Source organism: Chitinophaga pinensis, from assembly GCF_007896845.1.
Classification (GTDB): Bacteria; Bacteroidota; Bacteroidia; order Chitinophagales; family Chitinophagaceae; genus Chitinophaga; species Chitinophaga pinensis_C.
This window is the reverse complement of record NZ_VOHS01000080.1, coordinates 1-18,150: the sequence shown is the minus strand read 5'-3', so window position 1 is coordinate 18,150 and position 18,150 is coordinate 1. Positions and strand designations below refer to the sequence as shown.

Here is an 18,150-nt window from a genome sequence, read left to right as displayed (position 1 = left end):
TCTGCCTGCCGTGGATTGAGATACAAAAAACAGTAAGGGGAACATGCATCCCCGGCGCCTTTATGAACTTCGTATCGTTAAATTTTACTAGCGATGAAGACAGTTAATTTAGGTAGTCAGGGATTAGTAGTCCCCGCAATAGGATTGGGCTGTATGAGCCTGGCAGGAAGTGATACACATTATCTATATGGGAAATCAGCAGAGAAAGATGGTCTTGCAGTGGTAGAACGCGCCCTTGAACTCGGCTGTAATTTCTCGACACAGCAGATGCTTATGGTCCTCTGATAACGAGCGTTTAATTGCCAACGTGATCAAAGGCAGACGCGATAAGGTAATTATTGCTACCAAGTTTGGATTTGAAATCAACGAACAGGAGCAATTCACCGGCAGGATCACGGTACAAAAACTATATCAGAAAGGCCGTAGAACGTTCTCTGAAAAACCTCGGAACAGACTACATCGATCTCTATTATATGCACCGCCCTGATCCGGTAACACCGATCGAAGAAAGTATGGAGGCCATGGCAGCATTGGTGAAAGAAGGCAAGATCCGTTACATCGTTTGTCAGAAGTACCTGCTGATACCATTCGCAGCGCTCATGCTGTTCATCCGCTGACCGCTATCGAAACTGAATACTCTTTATTCGAACGTACACTGGATGAAGATGGTACCACTGCTGTGATGAAAGAACTGGGTATTGGCCTGGTGCCTTATTTCCATTGGGTCGCGGCTTCTTGTCAGGTGAATTAAAAAGCCCGGATGATTTCGATGAGAATGATGTGCGCAGACATTTTGAAAGATTTCAGGGTGAGAATTTCTATAAGAACCTCGAACTCGTTAAAGCCTGCAGACGCTCGCTGCACAGAAACAGGTAACAGCTGCACAGCTGGCACTGGCATGGATCGTAGCTAAAGGTCATGTGCCTATTCCGGGTACGAGAAAAGTGAAATATGCAGAACAGAATATCGGCGCTGCGGATATCATATGAGTACACAGGAAGTAGCTGCGTTGGAGGCAATACTGCCTTTAGGCACTCAGCAGTCAGGTTCCCGCAGTGATGCAAAAACCACTCCTAAGAAGGACTAAGTGAGACCTTAAATATAAGGATACCGGGAAAGGTATCCTTATATTTGTATAGCGCATACAGTAGTATACATGAGATGAAAGCGAAAGCACCTTACATAGTAAAAACGATCAGTGAACTGCATCAGCTGCTGGGTTTACCCAAGCCTAAACATCCGCTGATCAGTATTTACCGCTTTAGCCAGATCACCCAAAAAGAAGGTAAACTACTGGATTATTTTTGTCCGCAGTTCTATAGTATCGCGATCAAAAACAATTATAAAGGTAAAGTGCGCTACGGCCATAGTCACTATGATTTCGATGAAGGCACAATGTGTTTCATCGGCATAGGACAATTGCTGGCGCAGACAGCAGGAAGTAACACGCCGGAAGATGGTTTCTGCCTTATGATCCATCCCGATTTTCTGGCAGGTTATCCATTGGCCACTAAAATCAAAACATATGGTTTCTTCTCTTATGAACTGAACGAGGCACTGCATCTGTCAGATGAGGAGAACACACGGATCGAACAGATCATCACTGAGATCGAAACAGAATATGAATCCCGCATAGATATCCTGAGTCAGGATGTAATGATCTCTCACATAGAATTGTTGCTGCACTATGCACAGCGCTTTTACAACCGGCAGTTTATTACCCGTAAATCTGTCAATACTGACCTGTTGAAGAAATTAGATGAAGTATTGGAAAATTATCTCCGGGATGAAGCTACCACAAAAGGATTGCCCACCGTACAGCAGATCGCTGCCCGTTTAAATGTATCCCCCAATTACCTCAGCGATATGCTCCGCACCACTACTGGTTACAGCACGCAGCAACATATTCAGAATAAGCTGATAGAAAAAAGTAAGGAATTATTATTATCGGGGGATGCATCCGTAGGAGAGATCGCATACCAATTAGGTTTTGAACGACCTCAATCATTGAGTAAACTATTCCGGAATCTGACTGGTCTGACGCCCTCTGATTTTCGTAAACAGATGAATTGATCCGTATTATCTCACCAGTTCCGTTGGCGCATAGCCAAACTGCTTCTTGAATGCAAAAGAGAAGTGAGACAGATCTTCGAAGCCCAGATCAAGGTATATATCCGATGACTTTTGTTGTTTCTTTGCAATCAGGAAATGTGCTTCCTGCAAGCGTTTATATACCAGCCATCGGTTTGGCGTTTCGTGAAAGATCGCTCTGAAATCCCGCTTGAAAGCAGAAAGACTTCGTCCGGTGAGATATGCGAAACGCTCTATACTGACATTGAACCGGTAATTTGGTTCATGAACTCTTCCAGATTGATCTTCTCCGGTACGCCGAAATCAAAGAATATACCTGCCAGTTCTGGTTGTGATTGTAAGAGGATCAGCATTAACTCCTCCCGCTTCACATCGACAAAAGTTTCCATTATTCTGCCTTGTCCGTCGTAATAAGGGATCAGCGAATGCACAAAATTAGGGATCAGCTTATTCTCCTTCAGTCTGACAAAGACATCGGAGGGAGGTGCTGTATCCTGATGTGGTTTATACTTTTCCAGAAATCTTTTCAGAAAATCCTCATCAAAAACAATGACTACTTTTTCAAACTCATTGTTTTCCTTCTCTTTGTTATACCGGACCAGACAGTTCTTACGCATCACACAGTATTCCCCCGGTTTGAGTGTATGCTGGGCATTACCATCAAAACCTGTGATCGCACCCTTACCAATATATATAAAGGTATGCTCACTGATATACTGCTCCGGAGAAATGGCCGGTCCGATAAAACAGGATTTTATTTCAGTAAATCTCATTTTATAAGATTAAGATCTATGAGGCTGTTAGCTGTTGCTAAGATAGCTTCTTCTGTGCTTCTCGGTTGCCAGTTGAGCAGATTTTTTGCTTTCTGACTGCTGGCGCCTTTCACCATTCCTAAAAGGGGGACTACCATCTTTACCTTGGGATTGAACAGGGCGGCGAATTTTATCAGCCAGTTCGGAATTTCCTTTTTAGGAACCTGTGCCGCTTTTTCGCCCAGATTTTCTCTCAACACATTGGCAATTTCCAGCATAGAATAAGCCCGGCCGGCAGATGCGATGAACCGTTGTCCGTTGGCCGCCGGAGAGATCATCGCTTTCAGGTGCAGATCGGCTACGTCACGGACGTCTACATAACTAAAAGACATCTTCGGACAACCATTTTTCATGCTGCCATTCAGCATTTGTATGATACTTTGTACAGAGTGAGACATATCACCTGATAAAACCGGACCATATACGCCGGTCGGATTGACGGTTGCCAGTTCCATACCAGCGCCTTCTTTTTCAATATATTCCCATGCAGCCCTTTCGGAAACCGTCTTTGAATGCTGATAAGGTGCTACGGTATCATCGATAACAGTCCAGTCTTCTTCTGTATAGGGCGTGGTCTTATGCGTACCCATACCAACTGCCCCGAATGCGGAAGTCAATACTACGCGCTTTACGCCCGCTTTCTTAGCTGCACGCATCACGAACAGTACGCCATTCCGTGCAGGGACTACAAAGTCTTCCAATGTTTTTGCAGCTGTATTAGGTGTGGGAGAAGCCACATGAATGACATAAGTACAATCCTTCACGGCTGCATCCCAGGATTGCTCGTCCTGCAGATCAGCAGTAACAAAAGACAGCGCATCAAAGATTGGATGCCACCCTGACGAAGCATTCCCTTTACTTCATCTGCCTTACTGAGCGCGCGCAGAGATGCGCGGACTTTAAAACCTGCACGTAGCAATGCGATCATACAATAAGAGGCGATGAATCCGGAACCTCCGGTAACCAGTACCAGTTTGTTGTTGTTAGAATTTTCCATTAATTTTCATTTACGCAATACAAAATTCGGGAGAAAGCCGGTGTCTCCATTTTGTTGAAAAGTCCAATTTTGTTTTGTTGAAAGGGCCATGAAAAAAAGGCCTGATAGTGCTTGATATTTATTATCCTACGTTAATCCTACGTTTATAAACGTAGGATTAACGTAGGATAATAAAGGAATAAACAAGATCTCTCCATACAGGAAGGGGCGAAAATCAGTATTTCCCGCATCCCTTTTCTTTGCCTTTTGGCGTAAATTTGTATCGTAATCGCAAGGACAGCTACTGTCTCATTATTCACGTATAAGTCTGTGTAACATTGTTTGAAGGGCGCTCTATGGGTGCGTCAGGATAGCTATGTAATTACAGGCGGGAGACTTTGCAGGATTCGTCAGAGAGGATATTGGATTGTTGAACCTATTAAACAGCACATTATGATGGAATGGACATACATTAAAAAAGGCTATCCACGTCTGGTGGATAGCCTGATACTATACTTAGAACAATTTTCCATAGGAGGTTTTACACCGGCCAGCCGCAGGTAAACGGTCGTTTGTCCGCGGTGGTGTGTCTGGTGTTCGAATGCTTTTCAAAACCCTGTTCTTTGGTTATTTCAAAGCGGTCCATCAGTTTGAACTTTTCGTTCAGCTGTTCCGGCGTCAGCTTTTTGATACAGTTGATGGCAAAGTCATAGCTTTCCATCACAATTTTGGTAACCGCTTCTTTGGATTTGTCAGCCGTTTTTTCGGCCTCTCCAAAACCGAAAGGAGGTTTTTCACCAGTGGCTGCCGAAGAGAAGCCATAATTGGCGTCGGCAATGTGCAACATCTGTTCTGCAAAGGAGCGCATCTCAGGTGTTGGTTTCAGCGAATAGTCCTTGTCCGGCATCGCGTCCAGATATTCTTTGGTATACGCTTTTGCGCGTTCCCATTCTTCTACGATATCCGCAGAGGAAGTTTGTGCCCTGACGATACCGCTTATACCCAAAACGAGTAGCAGGGTCTGAATAAAAGTAACAGTTTTCATTACGTGTATTTTTATTGGTGGCGAAATGCACTGGCATAAATTTAACACTGTTAAGTCAAATTTGGTTTAGCAAGGATCAGCAGTCTGATCTTTTCACGCAGGGGAAAATGAACACTCCCAGAGAATTGTATCTTTGGCACAAGGCTTTATCCAAATTTCACATGACTCTGGCTGAACCACTGATCAGATATTTCAAAAACTACTTTCCACTGACTGCAAAGGAGAAAGAGGAATTATCCGTCCATTTCAGTGAGCGCAAAATTAAACGACGTGGTTTGTCCTGCAGGCAGGAGATGTATGCCGGCATTTTACCTTCGTAGTGACCGGCTGCCTGAAAATGTATGCTGTTGATGCTTCCGGTAAAGAGCATAACCTCCAGTTTGTTGCGGAAAATGACTGGATCACCGATCTGGCCAGTTTCTACGCGGAAAAACCGGGGCAGGTGTATATCGAAGCCGTCGAACCTACCACCGTGCTGCAGATTAAACACGACGACCTGCTCTATCTCTATACGAACTACCATAAGTTTGACCGCAACTTCCGCATCATTATCGAACAGAAGTATATCGAACTGCAGCAGCGCGTGCTCATGAACATCAGCGCAACAGCAGAAGAACGCTATCTGTATTTCATGGAACAATATCCCCATCTGGCAAACCGCCTCCCAAATACACAGATTGCATCCTATATCGGGATTACTCCTGAGTTTCTCAGTAAGATCAGAAAGGAGCGGAGCCTGAGTTAGAAAGAACCTTATAAGCTGATATTAAAAAGAGATACCAAACTGGAAACCGATACCCACGGTAGAAGGCCTGTCATTGCCAAATCTGGCAGGTATCGGCAGGGCAATGAAATAACTGTGTGTCTTATTCTTCCGGATAATTTTATTCAGTACAGGTGTCAGACCATATCGTCCGGATGTTTCAAAAGCCGCTCTTGTTGCGAGTGTAAAACCATGTCCGAGTGATACGAGTAAACCCGGATGAAATAGCAGATTATTCATTTTGCTGCTACCTTCTGCGGCCCTTATAAAGGGCACAATCTCCATAGAAAATCCGATAGCAGAAGACTTCCATATATTGATACCAGTGGGCAGACCTCCTACATAGGCTCCGTCAAAGTTGTAGTGAGCGCCGCCATCACCAAAAGTTACTATCGGGTGAAGCACCCCCACATAACCGGTTATTCTCGGATAGGAGTGTTGCTGTACCTGACAGTTGGCAGACAGGCCAATTCCGGTCAATAAAAAAAGGACAATGGCATAACGCCAAAAGGAGGTAGAATCATGAAAATCATCGCATCATTGGTTATAATGCAATGCTACCATTTGCATAATCCTGAAATAGAACGGAATTAACTTTTAGAACCGTTTTTACCTTTGAACAGGTTTTTTCTATGCTGTGAAGGTGTTTCTCCCTCTAATTTCCTGAATATGCGGGTAAAATGGCTTTGATCAGAAAAGCCGGTTAAATAAGCTATTTCGGTCAGGCTATACGTTTTATCTTTCAGTAGTTCCTTCGCCTTGTCAATCCTGATCTTTCTTATATAATCTCCATAAGACAGGTTGTCGAAATATTTTGAGAACTCCCGGGAATATAGGCAGGATTCAGGTCAAGGTCTTTAGAGATGTCTTTCAGACTAAGACTCATATTCGTATCTGTCATGTCTTGCAGCATATGCCGTATGTCTTCCACCCATGCGGGCATCTTTTGTGCGTTACCTTCCTTCAGATAACTGTTGAAAATCTCGAGCAGGAGGCGTTCAGCGGGACCGGCCTGTGTATGCTTCAACTGGTATAAATGCTTCGCCCAGCTATAAAGTCCGTCATAGATGGTTGTCCCTAATTCAAGTAGCTGCTGATCATCTTTTATATTATACGCCAATCCGGAAAAAATGGCCTCCAGTCCGGCAGATTGTGGAGCAAAATCATGTCTGTCAGTATCGGCACCGCGTACGATAGCGGCAATTCTGTCCAAAGCCGGATCACGCAACCCGTGCTTCTTCAGAAAATAATCAAACGTACACTGATTTTCATAGTGTGTATACTCAACTCCCGGAATGTCAAAAGGAATAGCGCCCACACCTCCGCTTGTCCGGGCACCTCAGGAAAGGGTGCATATATGATTTCTGCGTCCGGATCTATAAACGTCTGATCAGCCAGGGACAGCTATACGATCTATCTTCGGACGTTCGCGGGTAATCCATTTCATAAATAAACGTCATTACTCAGTCCCAAGTTAAACTATTCAAAGCATATCAACTCAAGCAAAAAATGCGCACTGCCGGATAAACAGCCGGGTATTGTTATCCGGCAATGGTAGACGCCGGTACTTGTATTTAAATAGATTTAATGCCCAAAGCATTGCTTACAAACCTGTTTTTACCTATCTTTGCCGCCTGATGAACAGTCTGATCACATCATCTCCGCTTACTCCACCTTGATAGTTGATATATCACTATCGGTCATGCCTGCCTGTTTCGGGTAAGCATACTGTTCTATTCATACCTCCGTAAACACTTATTCGTCTTACTTTTTAAACTTTCATTTTCGTGAAGGCTTACCTGAATTTATTTGACTTTAAACAAAAGGTTAATTACAAAACTGAAATATTGGCCGGACTCACCGTGGCAATGACCATGATCCCCGAGTCACTATCTTTTGCTATCCTTGCCGGATTGTCTCCTCTGACTGGTTTATACGCCGCCTTTTTAATGGGCCTGATCACTGCTGTTCTTGGAGGCAGACCGGGCATGGTATCAGGAGGGGCAGGTGCAACGGTAGTCGTATTGATAGCCCTGATGCAGTCGCATGGTGTGGAATATGTATTCGCAGCAGTAGCATTAGCCGGTATTTTTCAGCTCAGCGTGGGCATTTTCAGATTAGGGAAGTTTATCCGTCTCGTACCACAACCGGTGATGTATGGATTTGTAAATGGACTGGCCGTCATCATCTTTATGGCACAGATCCAGCAATTCAGGATAAGCACCAGCACGGGGACGGAGTGGTTGTCAGGTACTGCCTTGTGGACCATGTTGGGACTGGTCGCAGTGACCATCGTCATTGTGCTGTTATTCCCAAAACTGACTAAAGCCGTACCCGCCTCACTGGTAGCGATCATTGTAGTCTTTTTACTGGTATTGGGGTTTGGTATCGAAACAAAGACCGTAAAAGATATCGCTTCTATCAGTGGTGGTTTTCCGCCATTCCACATTCCCTCAGTGCCTTTTAGTATTGACACCCTGAAGGTTATTTTCCCTTATTCACTGGTGATGGCAGTGTGGGACTGATAGAAAGTCTGCTCACGCTGAACGTAGTAGACGAAATCACCGGTACCAAAGGAAAAGGGAATAAAGAAGCGGTGGCACAGGGAACAGCCAACATCGTCAATGGCTTTTTTACCGGTATGGGTGGATGTGCGATGATCGCACAGTCTTTTGTAAATCTCTCCGCAGGTTCCCGGGCAAGACTCTCAGGTATCATCGCCGCACTGACTATTCTGATGATCATTCTCTTTGGTGCACCGCTGATAGAAAGAGTGCCGATGGCAGCACTGGTAGGTGTGATGATCATGGTGGCAATCGGAACATTCGAATGGATCAGTTTACGCATTATCAACAAGATGCCCCGGCATGATGTAGCAGTTGGGATATTGGTGGCATTGATAACTATATGGTTACATAACCTCGCATTGGCAGTATTGATCGGTGTGATTATCTCCGCACTGGTGTTTGCGTGGGAAAGCGCCAAAAGGATCCGGGCCAGAAAATATACTGACGAACAAGGGTCAGACACTATGAGATTTATGGCCCTCTATTCTTTGGTTCCGTTGCTGCTTTTATGGACAAATTTGACGTACAGAATGATCCGGAGGAAGTGATCATTGATTTCCGCGAAAGCCGTGTTTCTGATATGAGTGCGATCGAAGCATTAAGTAAACTGACGGAACGATATCAGCAACTCAACAAAAAACTGCACCTGCGACACCTAAGTGAAGATTGTCGTTTGTTGCTGAAGAATGCAGCAGGTGTGATAGAGGTAAATGTGCTGGAAGATCCTGATTACAGAGTTGCGACAGAACCCAAATAAAACAGTCGTATATATATATATAACAGAAAGACCGGCAGAGGACATCATCCTTTCTGCCGGTCTTTGTTTTTATCATACCATTATATCTGAATGATCTTTGCCGGATGTCTGGCATATTCCGGGAAGCTATTCACCACCCACTGTGTATCTATCTTCATATAACTGGTTGTTGTGCCATCACTGCAGCCGTACCATTCTTCTTTAAGTACGTCACTATCAATGACTAACTGTACCTTGTTTTCCGTATCCAATAAGACGCCGAATATCGTGGTCGCACCTACAGCAGTACCCAGCATACTTAGCAGCAAGTCCGCCGGCGCAAAGGATACACGGGAGATACCGAGCGCACTGCTCAGGTCTTTGGTCACGAAAGGTTTATCCGCAGTTGTCACAAAAAGATAAAAATTGGTCTGCTGACGATTACACAAAAAGAGTGTTTTGACTGTTTTCATCTGCAACCGTTCATTGATCTGTATACAGTCTTCCATTGTAATCGCCTCATCATTCTCTACCCGTTCAAATCCGATATCCAGCTGCTCCAATGTTGTATATACCAGTTGCTGTAATGGTGTTTTAAACTCCGCCGGAGCCGTCTTCATCACTTCACTTACATTGATCATAATTATATTTCCTTACTGGTTTTTAATGATTTATAATAGTTCATCGCAGCTATCGCTGCAAGCATCAACACAATACCGCCTATTTGTAACGGACTGACAGATTCTCCTAAGACCATATGCGCACAGATCACTGCTACAGGAAATTCAATCGTCATGAGAATGGAACTGGTCCCTGCGCCGATATGCGGAATACCTGCTGCGAATAGCGCTGTTGGTATCGTCGTACCTACCACTGCCAGAAAAATAGCCCATCCTAAAAACGCATATCCGAAGTGATTGGCCGTCAGAATAGTGGGGGCATTGACAATGAAAATAGTCAGTGCCGAACCAACCATAATGAGTGTACTTTTTGACTGCCATTTCACGCCCTTCGGCATCCTGCTGTTAGAGACAATATAAACAGCATAGGTCAGAGACGATGCCAGCGCCAGTACAATACCCTGCCAGGAGACAGACAATCCCTTCGCATGCAACAGGTCACCGGCCATCACCGTACCAATCAGGATAAAGATAACAGTTATAAGTTCAGCTTTACCCGGCCGTTGACCAAAAACAGCCCATTCAAGTAATAAACTGAACCACGTAAACTGCATCAGGATGACGATAGCCAGAGAGGCAGAGATATAACTAACCGACTGATAATAAAGGAAATTGGTAATACCAATGATGCCACCGGTTACCAGTAGTGATAGCAGATCCTTGCGGGATAAGGGCTGCTGCGCTCCCCGGAACCGGCTGAGAAATAATAATATGCCTAAGAACACGGCAGCTAATAACGCCTGCGAAAAGGCTATTTCAGCCGCGTTATAACCATGCGCGTAGAGTAAGCGGACAAATGACGACATCGTTCCGTACATCGCTCCTCCGAGAAGAACCATGAATGGATATCTGAAATTTTTCATTGCAAGATTGTGTAAATAGATATTAAATGATCAGTACCTGCCTTGTGGCGGCTAAACAACCTTGAATGAGACAATAAATTGTAGAAGACATCCTGCCCGTTGTAGTAGCGGGCATCGGATAATCCGGTTATTCAGCCTTTAGGCTACCGGAGGAGGTGTGTTAGAAGCGAAGAAAGCGTATGTCATACCATTGAATATGAATACGAAGATAAAAAGAAAATAACAGCTTGTATATCTTCTTTTTATAAACGCTGCCAATATCTACCCTTAAACCAGATTAAGACTATTTATTAAAGTGGTTTATTGTAGCAGACAGGCCGGATGGGCCACCTTTGGATGCTGTATTTATGCCGGATGGTTTTAAGGTCCTGAGAGTAGCAGATATGCAACATACCGGTAATGGGTATTTGCAACGCGCTCATTTTCAGATCGGATATAAGATAAAGGAACTGGAAATCGGTTTGCCCTATGCATTCGTCCGCGCAACAGCTGAGGCAAAGTTACTGGATGATGATACACATCAACTGATAACACAACAAAGCCGGGACTTCTTTGTGTTCCGGAAAGACAATAATGACTGGAAGATCTTCCGGTATATGTTTAACCACGTGAAAGTAAAATAATAAAACAGATCAGTATGAAAGCAGCAGTTATATATCAACCGGGTGGTCCGGAACAATTGGTGATTGAAGAAAGAGCGATTCCTGTAGCACCAGCCGGATGGGTATTGGTGAAAGTAAAAGCATTTGGGCTGAACAGATCGGAGTTGATGACGCGCAAAGGGATGTCTCCGGGTGTTAGCTTTCCAAGGGTGCTAGGTATTGAATGTGTCGGCGAAGTGGAACAGGATCCTTCGGGAGAATGGAAGACCGGACAAAAAGTAGCCGCCTTTATGGGGAATATGGGCAGGGCATTCGATGGCGGCTACGCCGAATATGCCGTACTGCCCAAAGAGATCCTTTACGCATTTGAGAGTCACCTGAGCTGGGATCTGCTGGGTGCGATACCCGAAATGTTTCAGACGGTTTACGGCTCCTTACACCTTGCGCTGAAGATAGCAAAAGGTGAATCTTTACTGATAAGAGGTGGTACATCTTCTATCGGCATGCTCGCCATACAGCTGGCGAAAAGACAGGGTCTAACTGTTACGGCTACGACAAGGAAAGAAGAGAAAAGAGCTGCTTTATTAAAGCACGGCGCTGATAATGTGTTGATTGATGACGGTCAATTGGCAGCACAGGCGAAGTCAGTACAGGCATCCGGATTTGATAAAGTCCTTGAACTCGTAGGGACGGCTACACTAAAAGACTCCTTACAATGTGCAGTGCCGGAGGCATCGTCTGTATGACGGGCATACTTTCAGAACAATGGTCCGTGACAGATTTTGCCCCAATGGACTTCATCCCATCCACTGTCAGTCTCACTGTTTATAGCAGCGGACAAATCAGAATTGACGCCAATAGCTTTCAGCAATTCATCCGTGATGTGGAAGCGGGTCATATACATTTGGGTATCGGCGGCATCTTTACACTCGAAGAAATCGTGGCAGCACACCAGTTGATGGACAGCAATATTGCCAACGGAAAAATAGTAGTAATTCCACAACATTAACCCGAATGAGGATGAATGTGAGAGTAGTTTGCAGATGTATGCCGGGAAGTGATGTGATTTGTAAGATACTGATTTTAAGCAGGAAAGAGCTGCTTGTTAAATACGATACTATAAGACAAAGGCCCGCTATACAGCGGGCCTTTTACTATCTATCTAAGCCATTCATTTAAGTCGTTCAGTACATCCGGATTGATCTGATGTGCCATATTATTGTATTCGTGATAACTTAATTGTACCCCTAAAGGCTGCAGATAAGTTTTTGCTTCCCTTGCATAATGGATGGGTAAGGTGCCGTCCTGAACACCGTGTGAGATGAAAACTTTGAGGTGTCCCAATGCGTCATTTTTTGTCACGCCCGGTCTGATCTCTTCCAATATTCTGCCACTTAACGCGATAATACCCTTTACTTCACCGGGATGGGTGAGTCCTATGGTAAAACTCATGATAGCCCCCTGACTGAATCCACCAAGATAGACTTCATCAAAGTGATATTGCTGTTTCATCTGCTGAACGAACTGCAGAATGGTATTCCGGCTGGAAACCTCCTGTTTTGCATCAAAAACGGGCTTGCCGGTAGAAAAATCTACATTATACCACGCATATCTGCCGTGACCTAACGTAAATGGTCCGCGGGCGGAGAGTATATAATAACCAGCCGGCAGGTGCTCTGCCAGTCCGAAAAGGTCTTGTTCATTACTGCCAACACCGTGTAGAAGAATAATTGCTTTTTTCTTTGCGGCAGCTGTTTTCGGTTCCCGTATCAGGTAATGCAGGACCGGTTTGTCTGTCGTCAGAGTATCCGAAAGATGCGTACTCATAAATAAGTTTAAGAAAGTCAGGAGTAAAAGCATCGATGATCGTTTAAGTCCGTTAACCGATCTTCACCGAGGTCATCGTCAATGAACCTGCTACCGCTTTATCATTAAAGAAAGCGATATTGTCTTTACTGCTTTTTAGTCCCAGTGTATATATCAGAGGGAGATAGTGATCGGGTGTCGGAATTGCCATTAGGGCTTCCTTACCTAACTTGTCGTAGTTAATCAAAGCTTTATGATCACCCTGTTGGATCAGTTCTTTGAACTGGTCATTGATCTTGCCCGCCCAGTCATAGGCAAACTGTTCATTCAGTCTGTCCCATGCCGCCATTCTCAGGTTATGCACCATATTACCACTACCGATGATCAGCACACCTTTTTTACGGAGTGCTAACAGCTCTTTGGCCAGATCGTAATGATACTGAGGATGTTTGGTGTAATCGATACTCAGCTGTAGTACCGGAATGTTTGCCTGTGGATACATATGGCGCACAACTGTCCATGTACCGTGGTCCAGTCCCCAGTCATGATCGAGTTCCACCTGTGTGGAATGGATCAGTTTTGCCGTCTCTTTGGCAAATAAAGGATCGCCGGGGGCGGGATACTGTACTGCAAAGAGTTCTTTTGGGAAGCCTCCGAAGTCATGTATGGTCTTTGGGAAGTCCATAGCGGTGATCTTTGTCCCTCTGCTCAGCCAGTGAGCGGAAACTACCAATACCGCCTTGGGTGTAGGGATTTCCTTTGCCATCTGCGTCCAGCGACGGCTGAATTCTGTATCCTCAATACCGTTCATGGTGATCCGTGCCCTATGAAGAGCACAGGCATCATATGTTCTTCTTCCTGTAAGTTATCTGTGAAGTGCTTAAATGCGGATAATGTTGTCATACTTAAAGCTCCTACTGCTATCGATTTAATAAAATTTTTCCTTTCCATCTGAAACAGTCGTTTTGGGCCGTAAGGGAGCTGAGAATCACGATGATTGTTATCACAGGCGCCCTGTCCGGCCGATTGGATATACAAATTAACCGGAAACCGGGGCTTATCCATTGCTTTGAAGCAAGAAATTGGGAGAGGAAGGTGGCGGCGGCTTCAAAAATACAAACTGGTTGGTATTTTCTGGCCTGTAGTAATGTTATAATATTGCTGACAGCCCCAACAGTCCCAAACCCCTTGATTATGAAAAGATTCCTGTTACTCTGTACTATTTGTTTGCTTTCCCTGACTTCTTTTGGCCAGACATTGAATGTAGGGAGCGATGTTTCCTTTACAAAAGGGAATATTAATACTGAAGTGCTGCTGCGGATATTAGAGAAAAAACAGCAGCAGCTGAAAGAGCGGATTGTGCATGACCTTGTGATTAAGGCCTTTAATACCACGCCGGTAAGGCAGCGATCAATTGCTACCTATCAATTCTTATATGAGTTGCTGGATGTCATTATAAATGAGAAGAATCCTACAGTAGCGACAAAAAAGTCCTGCAGAATACGATCAGGTTTGCCATCATTTATGAAATAGAACAGTCGTATTGGGATGCTTTTAATACAAGAAGTGAGAGCAGTGAGAACTATAGAGCTATCGGACAGAACGCATATTTAGAAAAGGCAGTGTCCGAGGCAAACCTGAATCTTACCGAGGTGCCGGCAGCCATAGACCAACAAGTGGCATTATTACCAGAAGAGTATTACCAGTCCATGTATCTTATGCTGGATATTGTGTATGATATACTGATCCAGAAAGGAGATGATTCTTTCTTAGGTAAGTTAAAGGCGCAATATCCCAAAGCTGCCGCTGGTATTAATGCTCTGATTGCTATTCCGGCAGCAGATAAGTCCTTTCAGGTATGGTATAACAATGACAACCTCTACCAGCGTTACAAGGATACTTCATTAGGTGAACTGAAATCCGCTTCGATTCAGGCTTTACATAAGAATATCAAAGGATACATGGACGCAGAACTGGGCGCTTTATTCAGTAAGGATAGCTTATTGGGCAAATTATTGCAGGATTCAATAATGGGTCAGCTACAAATGAGCACGATCGATAAAAAACAGGTACTGGCACTCTTCGATATATTAGACTACATTATCAGCAAGTTTCAGTCAACTACCAGAAATCTTACCCTGCTTTCGACAATTACAAAGATGGTAAAAGAACAATTAGTGCTGAATGAAGTCAGTACAGATGACGGTAAAACAGTTATAAAAAGTGTCTCACTGAATTTTGAATCACTGATTCTCGCTCTGAATAATGCTTATAATAACCCCAATAGAAAACCATGGTCAATTCCGACATGGACGTGGGGGAATTTTATTAAACCAAGGTTTTTCCTAAAAATGGGTGTCAATTCAGGTCGCTTCCTCGCATCCAATACCCTGACAAAAGATTCCGCCAATCGTGCCGTTCGCCTATCGAGGTGTATTACGCCAGCGAGAAAATCGGATTGCAGTTCAATTTTATGGATAGGGGGTATACGCATTCATTTAAGCATGGAGAGCCTTTTCTCTATCATGGTAATTATGTCAGATGGAAACGTCCTCAGTCCGATCCAACCATTCACCGGGTCCACCTTGAAGTCTATGCTTCCGGCCTCCTGTACAACCTCGCTAATCTAAAACCTCAAAGGATTTTAACTATATGGTCGTCGGAACCAATTTCGGGCTGACCCTGTTCAATGGTATGAGTGCGTCTATCGGCGTCGCTACTCCCTTGAATGTCAAGAACTCAAAGCATAATCAGTTCCTGAATTTCAGTCTGGATATTCCGATTGTTGAATATCTGAATGAACTGACGAACAGTAGTATAGAAGATAATAATTAAAGACAAAGCCCGGGATAAGTAGTCCCGGGCTTTGTCTTTATTATCTTTCTGACAGGCAGTACAAATTCCACTACGCTAATGCTTTATCTTCCAGATCTTATCAGATGCCGGCAGATATTCCGGCAGGGCAGCAGATCCATACCAGTTATACAGTTCTACCTCGAAGATACCCGCTTTCACAGCAGGATCTGTCTGCAATAGCTCTTTGGCAGCGTCAATCGTTGCGATATCTTTGAGAATAAAGATCCCCCGGTAAGTCTTGTCATTCTTACCTAACGGACCAGCCACTACCAGCTTGCCTTCTGCTACAAGGCGGTTGATATTATTCATATGTCCGCGGAAAAGTTCCTGCAGTTCGGTTTTATCCGTGGTGGGGTTGGTCCCCGTTTTCAGTATCGCGAGGATATAGGCCTTCATACCATAATCATCGGATCCTAATTTCTGCGCCAGCTCCTTATCATATTGGGATTCGCAGTACTGGTATCTTTAGTGCCGCTTTCTCCCTGTTTATACATCTTAAAAGTCTCTCCCTTGCCTTTTCCATCAGCAACTGTTACTTCTATTTCGCTATGCTGATCCTTTTATATACCAGTTTCTTTGGAAAATCATGCGTTGGATTCTCAAACACCAATTCATCCCCAATTTTAGTCTGTTTAAATGACACACTTTTGCCACCGTTCTGTCTGACTACCGTGGCCGTGTAAGTCAGCAGGTTATTCCTGCTGCTCAGGTCCAGATATTCAGCAACCTTCATCGTCCATCTTTTAAAATATAGGAAAAGCCCTTCAATGTCTGCGGATTGAGACTGTCCCAGTGTTCGTACAAGGAAGTGTTCTCCTGTTTCCAGGTACCTTTCAGAAAGGAGGGAAAGGGGGTTGGGAAAAGTCTGGTGTACCAGCAGGAGGAGGAGACTGGTGAGGATGTATTTCATGGTTGTTGCTTTTGCGGTAACGTATCGGATGCCTGTGTACAGTTGTCTGAATGTGGCCGGCTATACACCAGCTAATTTAGTAAACTTTTACCTATTGCCATTTACACGGTACCATCCATATCCATAACCCTTCAGGCGTATGTTATATACTCCCTGCTCCGGAAGGTATGATTGTCTGGTGCCTGTTAATTCCTGCAGACTATCTTGCGGTGCTGCCTTGATGGCAATGTGCTCTCTTTATCGGTAAAATTGTGCAGCATGACCAGCACCTTATTATCCTTTTGATACTGAAACATCAGGACGGATGGTTTAATGGCCTGCACTTGCCATTCACCAAGACCAATCTCAGGACACTGATGCCGCAACATGATCATCTCCTTTATAAAGTGAAGCAGTGAATTTGCATCCCGCTCCTGTGTGGCGACATTGATCTGCGCATAACCATATTCGCCACTACTGATGACAGGGCGGAAGAGTGTATCTGCTGTACTGAAACCGGCCTGTCTGGCGGCAGACCATTGCATAGGCGTTCTGACCGCCAGCCGCTCCTGCAGACGAAGATCATCTCCATACCAATCTCGTCGCCATAGCGTATGACAGGTGTGCCCGGCATAGCAACAGCAAACTGTAAGACATTTCCAGCAGCTTCCTGTTATTACCAAACATCGGCGCCAGTCTGCGGCGGATACCCGGTCATATAGCTGCATAGACGTATCCGGACCGAATACTTTGTAGACCTCATTACGTTGTTCTTTACTCAGCCGCCCCAGATCTATTTCGTCATGATTGCGCAGGAAATAAGCCCATTGAAAAGGAGCCGGTTTTTCCCGTGTATCCTGTAATGCTTTTACAAAAGGGGAGATTTTGCCGGTAGCAAAGGCATAAAAGAGATATTGATTGACGTAGAAATTGAACATCATCTGCAGCCCTTCGCCGTTCTTCCCGAAGTATTTAACATTGTCCTTCGGAGGTACGTTCGCTTCACCCAGTATAATGGCATCTCCACTATGCCATTGTACGAAACGCTGCAACTCAGGGATGATTTCATATTGCTGAGGAGGGGTATTGTTTCCAGGCGTCGCTACTTCTATCATAAAAGGAACGGCGTCCAGCCGAAAGCCCGCCACTCCCTGTTGCAACCAGTACCCCAGAATGCGCTTTATTTCTGCCAGCAGATAAGGGTTACGCAGATTGAGATCCGGTTGAAACGGTAGAAACGGTGATAATACCAGGAATGGGCAATCGAATCAATCATGTCCACCTCCCGCTGCACACCGGGAATGCCATACCCTGATCATAGTTGGAAGGGCGGTTACCGACGCATACCAGTCGTGATACGGAAGCCCGTATCTTTCCGTGCCTCCAGAAACCATGGATGCTGGTCGGAAGTGTGATTGAGCACCATGTCCATCATCACCCTTATTCCACGCATTTTAGCCTGAT

General features: G+C 44.7%; 28 protein-coding genes and 2 pseudogenes. 14 read left to right on the top strand and 16 right to left on the bottom strand.

The window, feature by feature from the left end; translation table 11 throughout:
* Positions 1 to 93 precede the first annotated feature (93 nt).
* The 5 genes from FEF09_RS34140 to FEF09_RS29350 all read left to right on the top strand — a co-directional run bounded on the left by FEF09_RS34140 (position 94) and on the right by FEF09_RS29350 (position 2,073).
* Complete coding sequence (locus FEF09_RS34140; protein ID WP_146308377.1) at positions 94 to 285, top strand: aldo/keto reductase; 192 nt, start codon at positions 94 to 96, stop codon at positions 283 to 285.
* Positions 286 to 356: 71 nt separating this feature from the next.
* Entirely contained in the window at positions 357 to 617 is a 261-nt protein-coding gene (locus FEF09_RS34135; protein ID WP_261387909.1) for an aldo/keto reductase, read from the top strand.
* Positions 563 to 751, top strand: coding sequence for an aldo/keto reductase (locus FEF09_RS34130; RefSeq protein ID WP_261387908.1), 189 nt, complete (start codon positions 563 to 565; stop codon positions 749 to 751). Before FEF09_RS34135 ends, FEF09_RS34130 begins: the two co-directional genes overlap by 55 nt.
* Before the next feature lie 94 nt (positions 752 to 845).
* On the top strand, positions 846 to 989 hold the full coding sequence (locus FEF09_RS34610) for an aldo/keto reductase (protein ID WP_146308379.1): 144 nt from the start codon (positions 846 to 848) through the stop codon (positions 987 to 989).
* 172 nt (positions 990 to 1,161) lie between these two features.
* Positions 1,162 to 2,073, top strand: a complete 912-nt coding sequence (locus FEF09_RS29350; RefSeq protein ID WP_146308372.1) for a helix-turn-helix domain-containing protein — start codon at positions 1,162 to 1,164, stop codon at positions 2,071 to 2,073.
* Between the two features lie 6 nt (positions 2,074 to 2,079).
* Here FEF09_RS29350 and FEF09_RS34120 read toward each other — a convergent pair whose 3' ends face one another.
* The 5 genes and pseudogenes from FEF09_RS34120 to FEF09_RS29335 all read right to left on the bottom strand — a co-directional run bounded on the left by FEF09_RS34120 (position 2,080) and on the right by FEF09_RS29335 (position 4,786).
* The gene (locus tag FEF09_RS34120) at positions 2,080 to 2,265 is read right to left on the bottom strand and encodes a helix-turn-helix domain-containing protein (RefSeq protein WP_261387911.1); all 186 of its coding nucleotides are present in this window, start codon (positions 2,263 to 2,265) and stop codon (positions 2,080 to 2,082) included.
* 59 nt (positions 2,266 to 2,324) lie between these two features.
* Positions 2,325 to 2,864: an AraC family ligand binding domain-containing protein gene (locus FEF09_RS29345; protein WP_261387907.1), complete on the bottom strand. Its 540-nt coding sequence runs from the start codon at positions 2,862 to 2,864 to the stop codon at positions 2,325 to 2,327.
* Positions 2,861 to 3,667, bottom strand: coding sequence for an NAD-dependent epimerase/dehydratase family protein (locus FEF09_RS29340; RefSeq protein WP_261387906.1), 807 nt, complete (start codon positions 3,665 to 3,667; stop codon positions 2,861 to 2,863). The genes FEF09_RS29345 and FEF09_RS29340 overlap by 4 nt, the downstream gene beginning before the upstream one ends.
* Positions 3,664 to 3,900 carry a hypothetical protein gene (locus tag FEF09_RS34115; protein ID WP_261387905.1) on the bottom strand — a complete coding sequence of 79 codons (237 nt, stop codon included), beginning with the start codon at positions 3,898 to 3,900 and terminating at the stop codon, positions 3,664 to 3,666. The genes FEF09_RS29340 and FEF09_RS34115 overlap by 4 nt, the downstream gene beginning before the upstream one ends.
* 461 nt (positions 3,901 to 4,361) lie before the next feature.
* Positions 4,362 to 4,786: pseudogene (locus FEF09_RS29335) on the bottom strand (DinB family protein).
* A gap of 457 nt (positions 4,787 to 5,243) precedes the next feature.
* On the opposite strand from FEF09_RS29335, the gene FEF09_RS29330 reads away from it, so the two are divergent.
* Entirely contained in the window at positions 5,244 to 5,669 is a 426-nt protein-coding gene (locus tag FEF09_RS29330) for a Crp/Fnr family transcriptional regulator (RefSeq protein ID WP_261387904.1), read from the top strand.
* Positions 5,670 to 5,690: 21 nt separating this feature from the next.
* On the opposite strand, the gene FEF09_RS29325 is transcribed toward FEF09_RS29330, so the two are convergent.
* From FEF09_RS29325 to FEF09_RS34105, 3 genes are all read right to left on the bottom strand, one after another.
* A complete protein-coding gene (locus tag FEF09_RS29325) occupies positions 5,691 to 6,167 on the bottom strand; it encodes a hypothetical protein (protein WP_222597261.1) in 477 nt (158 codons plus the stop codon).
* Positions 6,168 to 6,277: 110 nt separating this feature from the next.
* Positions 6,278 to 6,454 carry a helix-turn-helix domain-containing protein gene (locus FEF09_RS34110; RefSeq protein WP_409994902.1) on the bottom strand — a complete coding sequence of 59 codons (177 nt, stop codon included), beginning with the start codon at positions 6,452 to 6,454 and terminating at the stop codon, positions 6,278 to 6,280.
* 11 nt (positions 6,455 to 6,465) lie between these two features.
* On the bottom strand, positions 6,466 to 7,005 hold the full coding sequence (locus tag FEF09_RS34105; protein WP_261387903.1) for a chromate resistance protein: 540 nt from the start codon (positions 7,003 to 7,005) through the stop codon (positions 6,466 to 6,468).
* Between the two features lie 550 nt (positions 7,006 to 7,555).
* On the opposite strand from FEF09_RS34105, the pseudogene FEF09_RS29315 reads away from it, so the two are divergent.
* Positions 7,556 to 8,802, top strand: a pseudogene (locus tag FEF09_RS29315) (SulP family inorganic anion transporter).
* On the top strand, positions 8,763 to 9,011 hold the full coding sequence (locus FEF09_RS34100; RefSeq protein ID WP_261387902.1) for a hypothetical protein: 249 nt from the start codon (positions 8,763 to 8,765) through the stop codon (positions 9,009 to 9,011). Before FEF09_RS29315 ends, FEF09_RS34100 begins: the two are co-directional and overlap by 40 nt.
* A gap of 80 nt (positions 9,012 to 9,091) precedes the next feature.
* On the opposite strand, the gene FEF09_RS29310 is transcribed toward FEF09_RS34100, so the two are convergent.
* Entirely contained in the window at positions 9,092 to 9,631 is a 540-nt protein-coding gene (locus FEF09_RS29310; protein ID WP_146308368.1) for a prolyl-tRNA synthetase associated domain-containing protein, read from the bottom strand.
* 2 nt (positions 9,632 to 9,633) lie between these two features.
* Positions 9,634 to 10,533: an EamA family transporter gene (locus tag FEF09_RS29305; RefSeq protein WP_146308366.1), complete on the bottom strand. Its 900-nt coding sequence runs from the start codon at positions 10,531 to 10,533 to the stop codon at positions 9,634 to 9,636.
* A gap of 332 nt (positions 10,534 to 10,865) precedes the next feature.
* On the opposite strand from FEF09_RS29305, the gene FEF09_RS29300 reads away from it, so the two are divergent.
* From FEF09_RS29300 to FEF09_RS34095, 3 genes are read left to right on the top strand one after another with little or no spacing between them, the layout of a single operon-like run.
* Complete coding sequence (locus FEF09_RS29300; protein ID WP_146308365.1) at positions 10,866 to 11,156, top strand: hypothetical protein; 291 nt, start codon at positions 10,866 to 10,868, stop codon at positions 11,154 to 11,156.
* Positions 11,157 to 11,170: 14 nt separating this feature from the next.
* Entirely contained in the window at positions 11,171 to 11,881 is a 711-nt protein-coding gene (locus FEF09_RS29295) for an alcohol dehydrogenase catalytic domain-containing protein (protein WP_261387901.1), read from the top strand.
* Positions 11,851 to 12,144, top strand: coding sequence for a zinc-binding dehydrogenase (locus tag FEF09_RS34095; RefSeq protein WP_261387900.1), 294 nt, complete (start codon positions 11,851 to 11,853; stop codon positions 12,142 to 12,144). The genes FEF09_RS29295 and FEF09_RS34095 overlap by 31 nt, the downstream gene beginning before the upstream one ends.
* Positions 12,145 to 12,293: 149 nt before the next feature.
* Here FEF09_RS34095 and FEF09_RS29290 read toward each other — a convergent pair whose 3' ends face one another.
* A complete protein-coding gene (locus tag FEF09_RS29290; protein WP_146308364.1) occupies positions 12,294 to 12,962 on the bottom strand; it encodes an alpha/beta hydrolase in 669 nt (222 codons plus the stop codon).
* 52 nt (positions 12,963 to 13,014) lie between these two features.
* Positions 13,015 to 13,752 (bottom strand): 4,5-DOPA dioxygenase extradiol, encoded by a 738-nt coding sequence (gene ygiD / locus FEF09_RS29285; RefSeq protein WP_261387899.1) that lies wholly within the window; start codon positions 13,750 to 13,752, stop codon positions 13,015 to 13,017.
* Positions 13,753 to 14,135: 383 nt separating this feature from the next.
* On the opposite strand from ygiD, the gene FEF09_RS29280 reads away from it, so the two are divergent.
* The 3 genes from FEF09_RS29280 (at position 14,136) to FEF09_RS29270 (ending at position 15,776) form a co-directional block, all read left to right on the top strand.
* Complete coding sequence (locus FEF09_RS29280; protein WP_146308363.1) at positions 14,136 to 14,474, top strand: hypothetical protein; 339 nt, start codon at positions 14,136 to 14,138, stop codon at positions 14,472 to 14,474.
* A gap of 89 nt (positions 14,475 to 14,563) precedes the next feature.
* Positions 14,564 to 15,571, top strand: coding sequence for a hypothetical protein (locus FEF09_RS29275; protein WP_146308362.1), 1,008 nt, complete (start codon positions 14,564 to 14,566; stop codon positions 15,569 to 15,571).
* A gap of 22 nt (positions 15,572 to 15,593) precedes the next feature.
* Positions 15,594 to 15,776 carry a hypothetical protein gene (locus FEF09_RS29270; protein WP_146308361.1) on the top strand — a complete coding sequence of 61 codons (183 nt, stop codon included), beginning with the start codon at positions 15,594 to 15,596 and terminating at the stop codon, positions 15,774 to 15,776.
* Between the two features lie 75 nt (positions 15,777 to 15,851).
* Here the strand turns inward: FEF09_RS29270 and FEF09_RS29265 are convergent, their stop codons facing one another.
* From FEF09_RS29265 to FEF09_RS35175, 4 genes are all read right to left on the bottom strand, one after another.
* A complete protein-coding gene (locus FEF09_RS29265) occupies positions 15,852 to 16,193 on the bottom strand; it encodes a YciI family protein (RefSeq protein ID WP_146308360.1) in 342 nt (113 codons plus the stop codon).
* A gap of 142 nt (positions 16,194 to 16,335) precedes the next feature.
* A complete protein-coding gene (locus FEF09_RS29260; protein ID WP_146308359.1) occupies positions 16,336 to 16,707 on the bottom strand; it encodes a hypothetical protein in 372 nt (123 codons plus the stop codon).
* Between the two features lie 185 nt (positions 16,708 to 16,892).
* Positions 16,893 to 17,939: an alpha-amylase family glycosyl hydrolase gene (locus FEF09_RS29255; RefSeq protein ID WP_146308358.1), complete on the bottom strand. Its 1,047-nt coding sequence runs from the start codon at positions 17,937 to 17,939 to the stop codon at positions 16,893 to 16,895.
* An 80-nt stretch (positions 17,940 to 18,019) separates the two neighbouring features.
* Positions 18,020 to 18,139 (bottom strand): alpha-amylase family glycosyl hydrolase, encoded by a 120-nt coding sequence (locus FEF09_RS35175; RefSeq protein WP_409994901.1) that lies wholly within the window; start codon positions 18,137 to 18,139, stop codon positions 18,020 to 18,022.
* Between the last annotated feature and the right edge of the window lie 11 nt (positions 18,140 to 18,150).

Excerpts from the sequence above, each read along its gene's own strand:
- FEF09_RS34140 (WP_146308377.1), top strand. The coding sequence starts at position 94 with ATGAAGACAGTTAATTTAGGTAGTCAGGGATTAGTAGTCCCCGCAATA.
- FEF09_RS29350 (WP_146308372.1), top strand. The coding sequence starts at position 1,162 with ATGAAAGCGAAAGCACCTTACATAGTAAAAACGATCAGTGAACTGCAT.
- FEF09_RS29345 (WP_261387907.1), bottom strand. The coding sequence starts at position 2,864 with ATGAGATTTACTGAAATAAAATCCTGTTTTATCGGACCGGCCATTTCT.
- FEF09_RS34115 (WP_261387905.1), bottom strand. The coding sequence starts at position 3,900 with ATGGAAAATTCTAACAACAACAAACTGGTACTGGTTACCGGAGGTTCC.
- FEF09_RS34100 (WP_261387902.1), top strand. The coding sequence starts at position 8,763 with ATGGACAAATTTGACGTACAGAATGATCCGGAGGAAGTGATCATTGAT.
- FEF09_RS29310 (WP_146308368.1), bottom strand. The coding sequence starts at position 9,631 with ATGATCAATGTAAGTGAAGTGATGAAGACGGCTCCGGCGGAGTTTAAA.
- FEF09_RS29305 (WP_146308366.1), bottom strand. The coding sequence starts at position 10,533 with ATGAAAAATTTCAGATATCCATTCATGGTTCTTCTCGGAGGAGCGATG.
- FEF09_RS29295 (WP_261387901.1), top strand. The coding sequence starts at position 11,171 with ATGAAAGCAGCAGTTATATATCAACCGGGTGGTCCGGAACAATTGGTG.
- FEF09_RS34095 (WP_261387900.1), top strand. The coding sequence starts at position 11,851 with ATGTGCAGTGCCGGAGGCATCGTCTGTATGACGGGCATACTTTCAGAA.
- FEF09_RS29290 (WP_146308364.1), bottom strand. The coding sequence starts at position 12,962 with ATGAGTACGCATCTTTCGGATACTCTGACGACAGACAAACCGGTCCTG.
- ygiD (WP_261387899.1), bottom strand. The coding sequence starts at position 13,752 with ATGAACGGTATTGAGGATACAGAATTCAGCCGTCGCTGGACGCAGATG.
- FEF09_RS29280 (WP_146308363.1), top strand. The coding sequence starts at position 14,136 with ATGAAAAGATTCCTGTTACTCTGTACTATTTGTTTGCTTTCCCTGACT.
- FEF09_RS29270 (WP_146308361.1), top strand. The coding sequence starts at position 15,594 with ATGGTCGTCGGAACCAATTTCGGGCTGACCCTGTTCAATGGTATGAGT.
- FEF09_RS29265 (WP_146308360.1), bottom strand. The coding sequence starts at position 16,193 with ATGAAGGCCTATATCCTCGCGATACTGAAAACGGGGACCAACCCCACC.
- FEF09_RS29260 (WP_146308359.1), bottom strand. The coding sequence starts at position 16,707 with ATGAAATACATCCTCACCAGTCTCCTCCTCCTGCTGGTACACCAGACT.
- FEF09_RS35175 (WP_409994901.1), bottom strand. The coding sequence starts at position 18,139 with ATGCGTGGAATAAGGGTGATGATGGACATGGTGCTCAATCACACTTCC.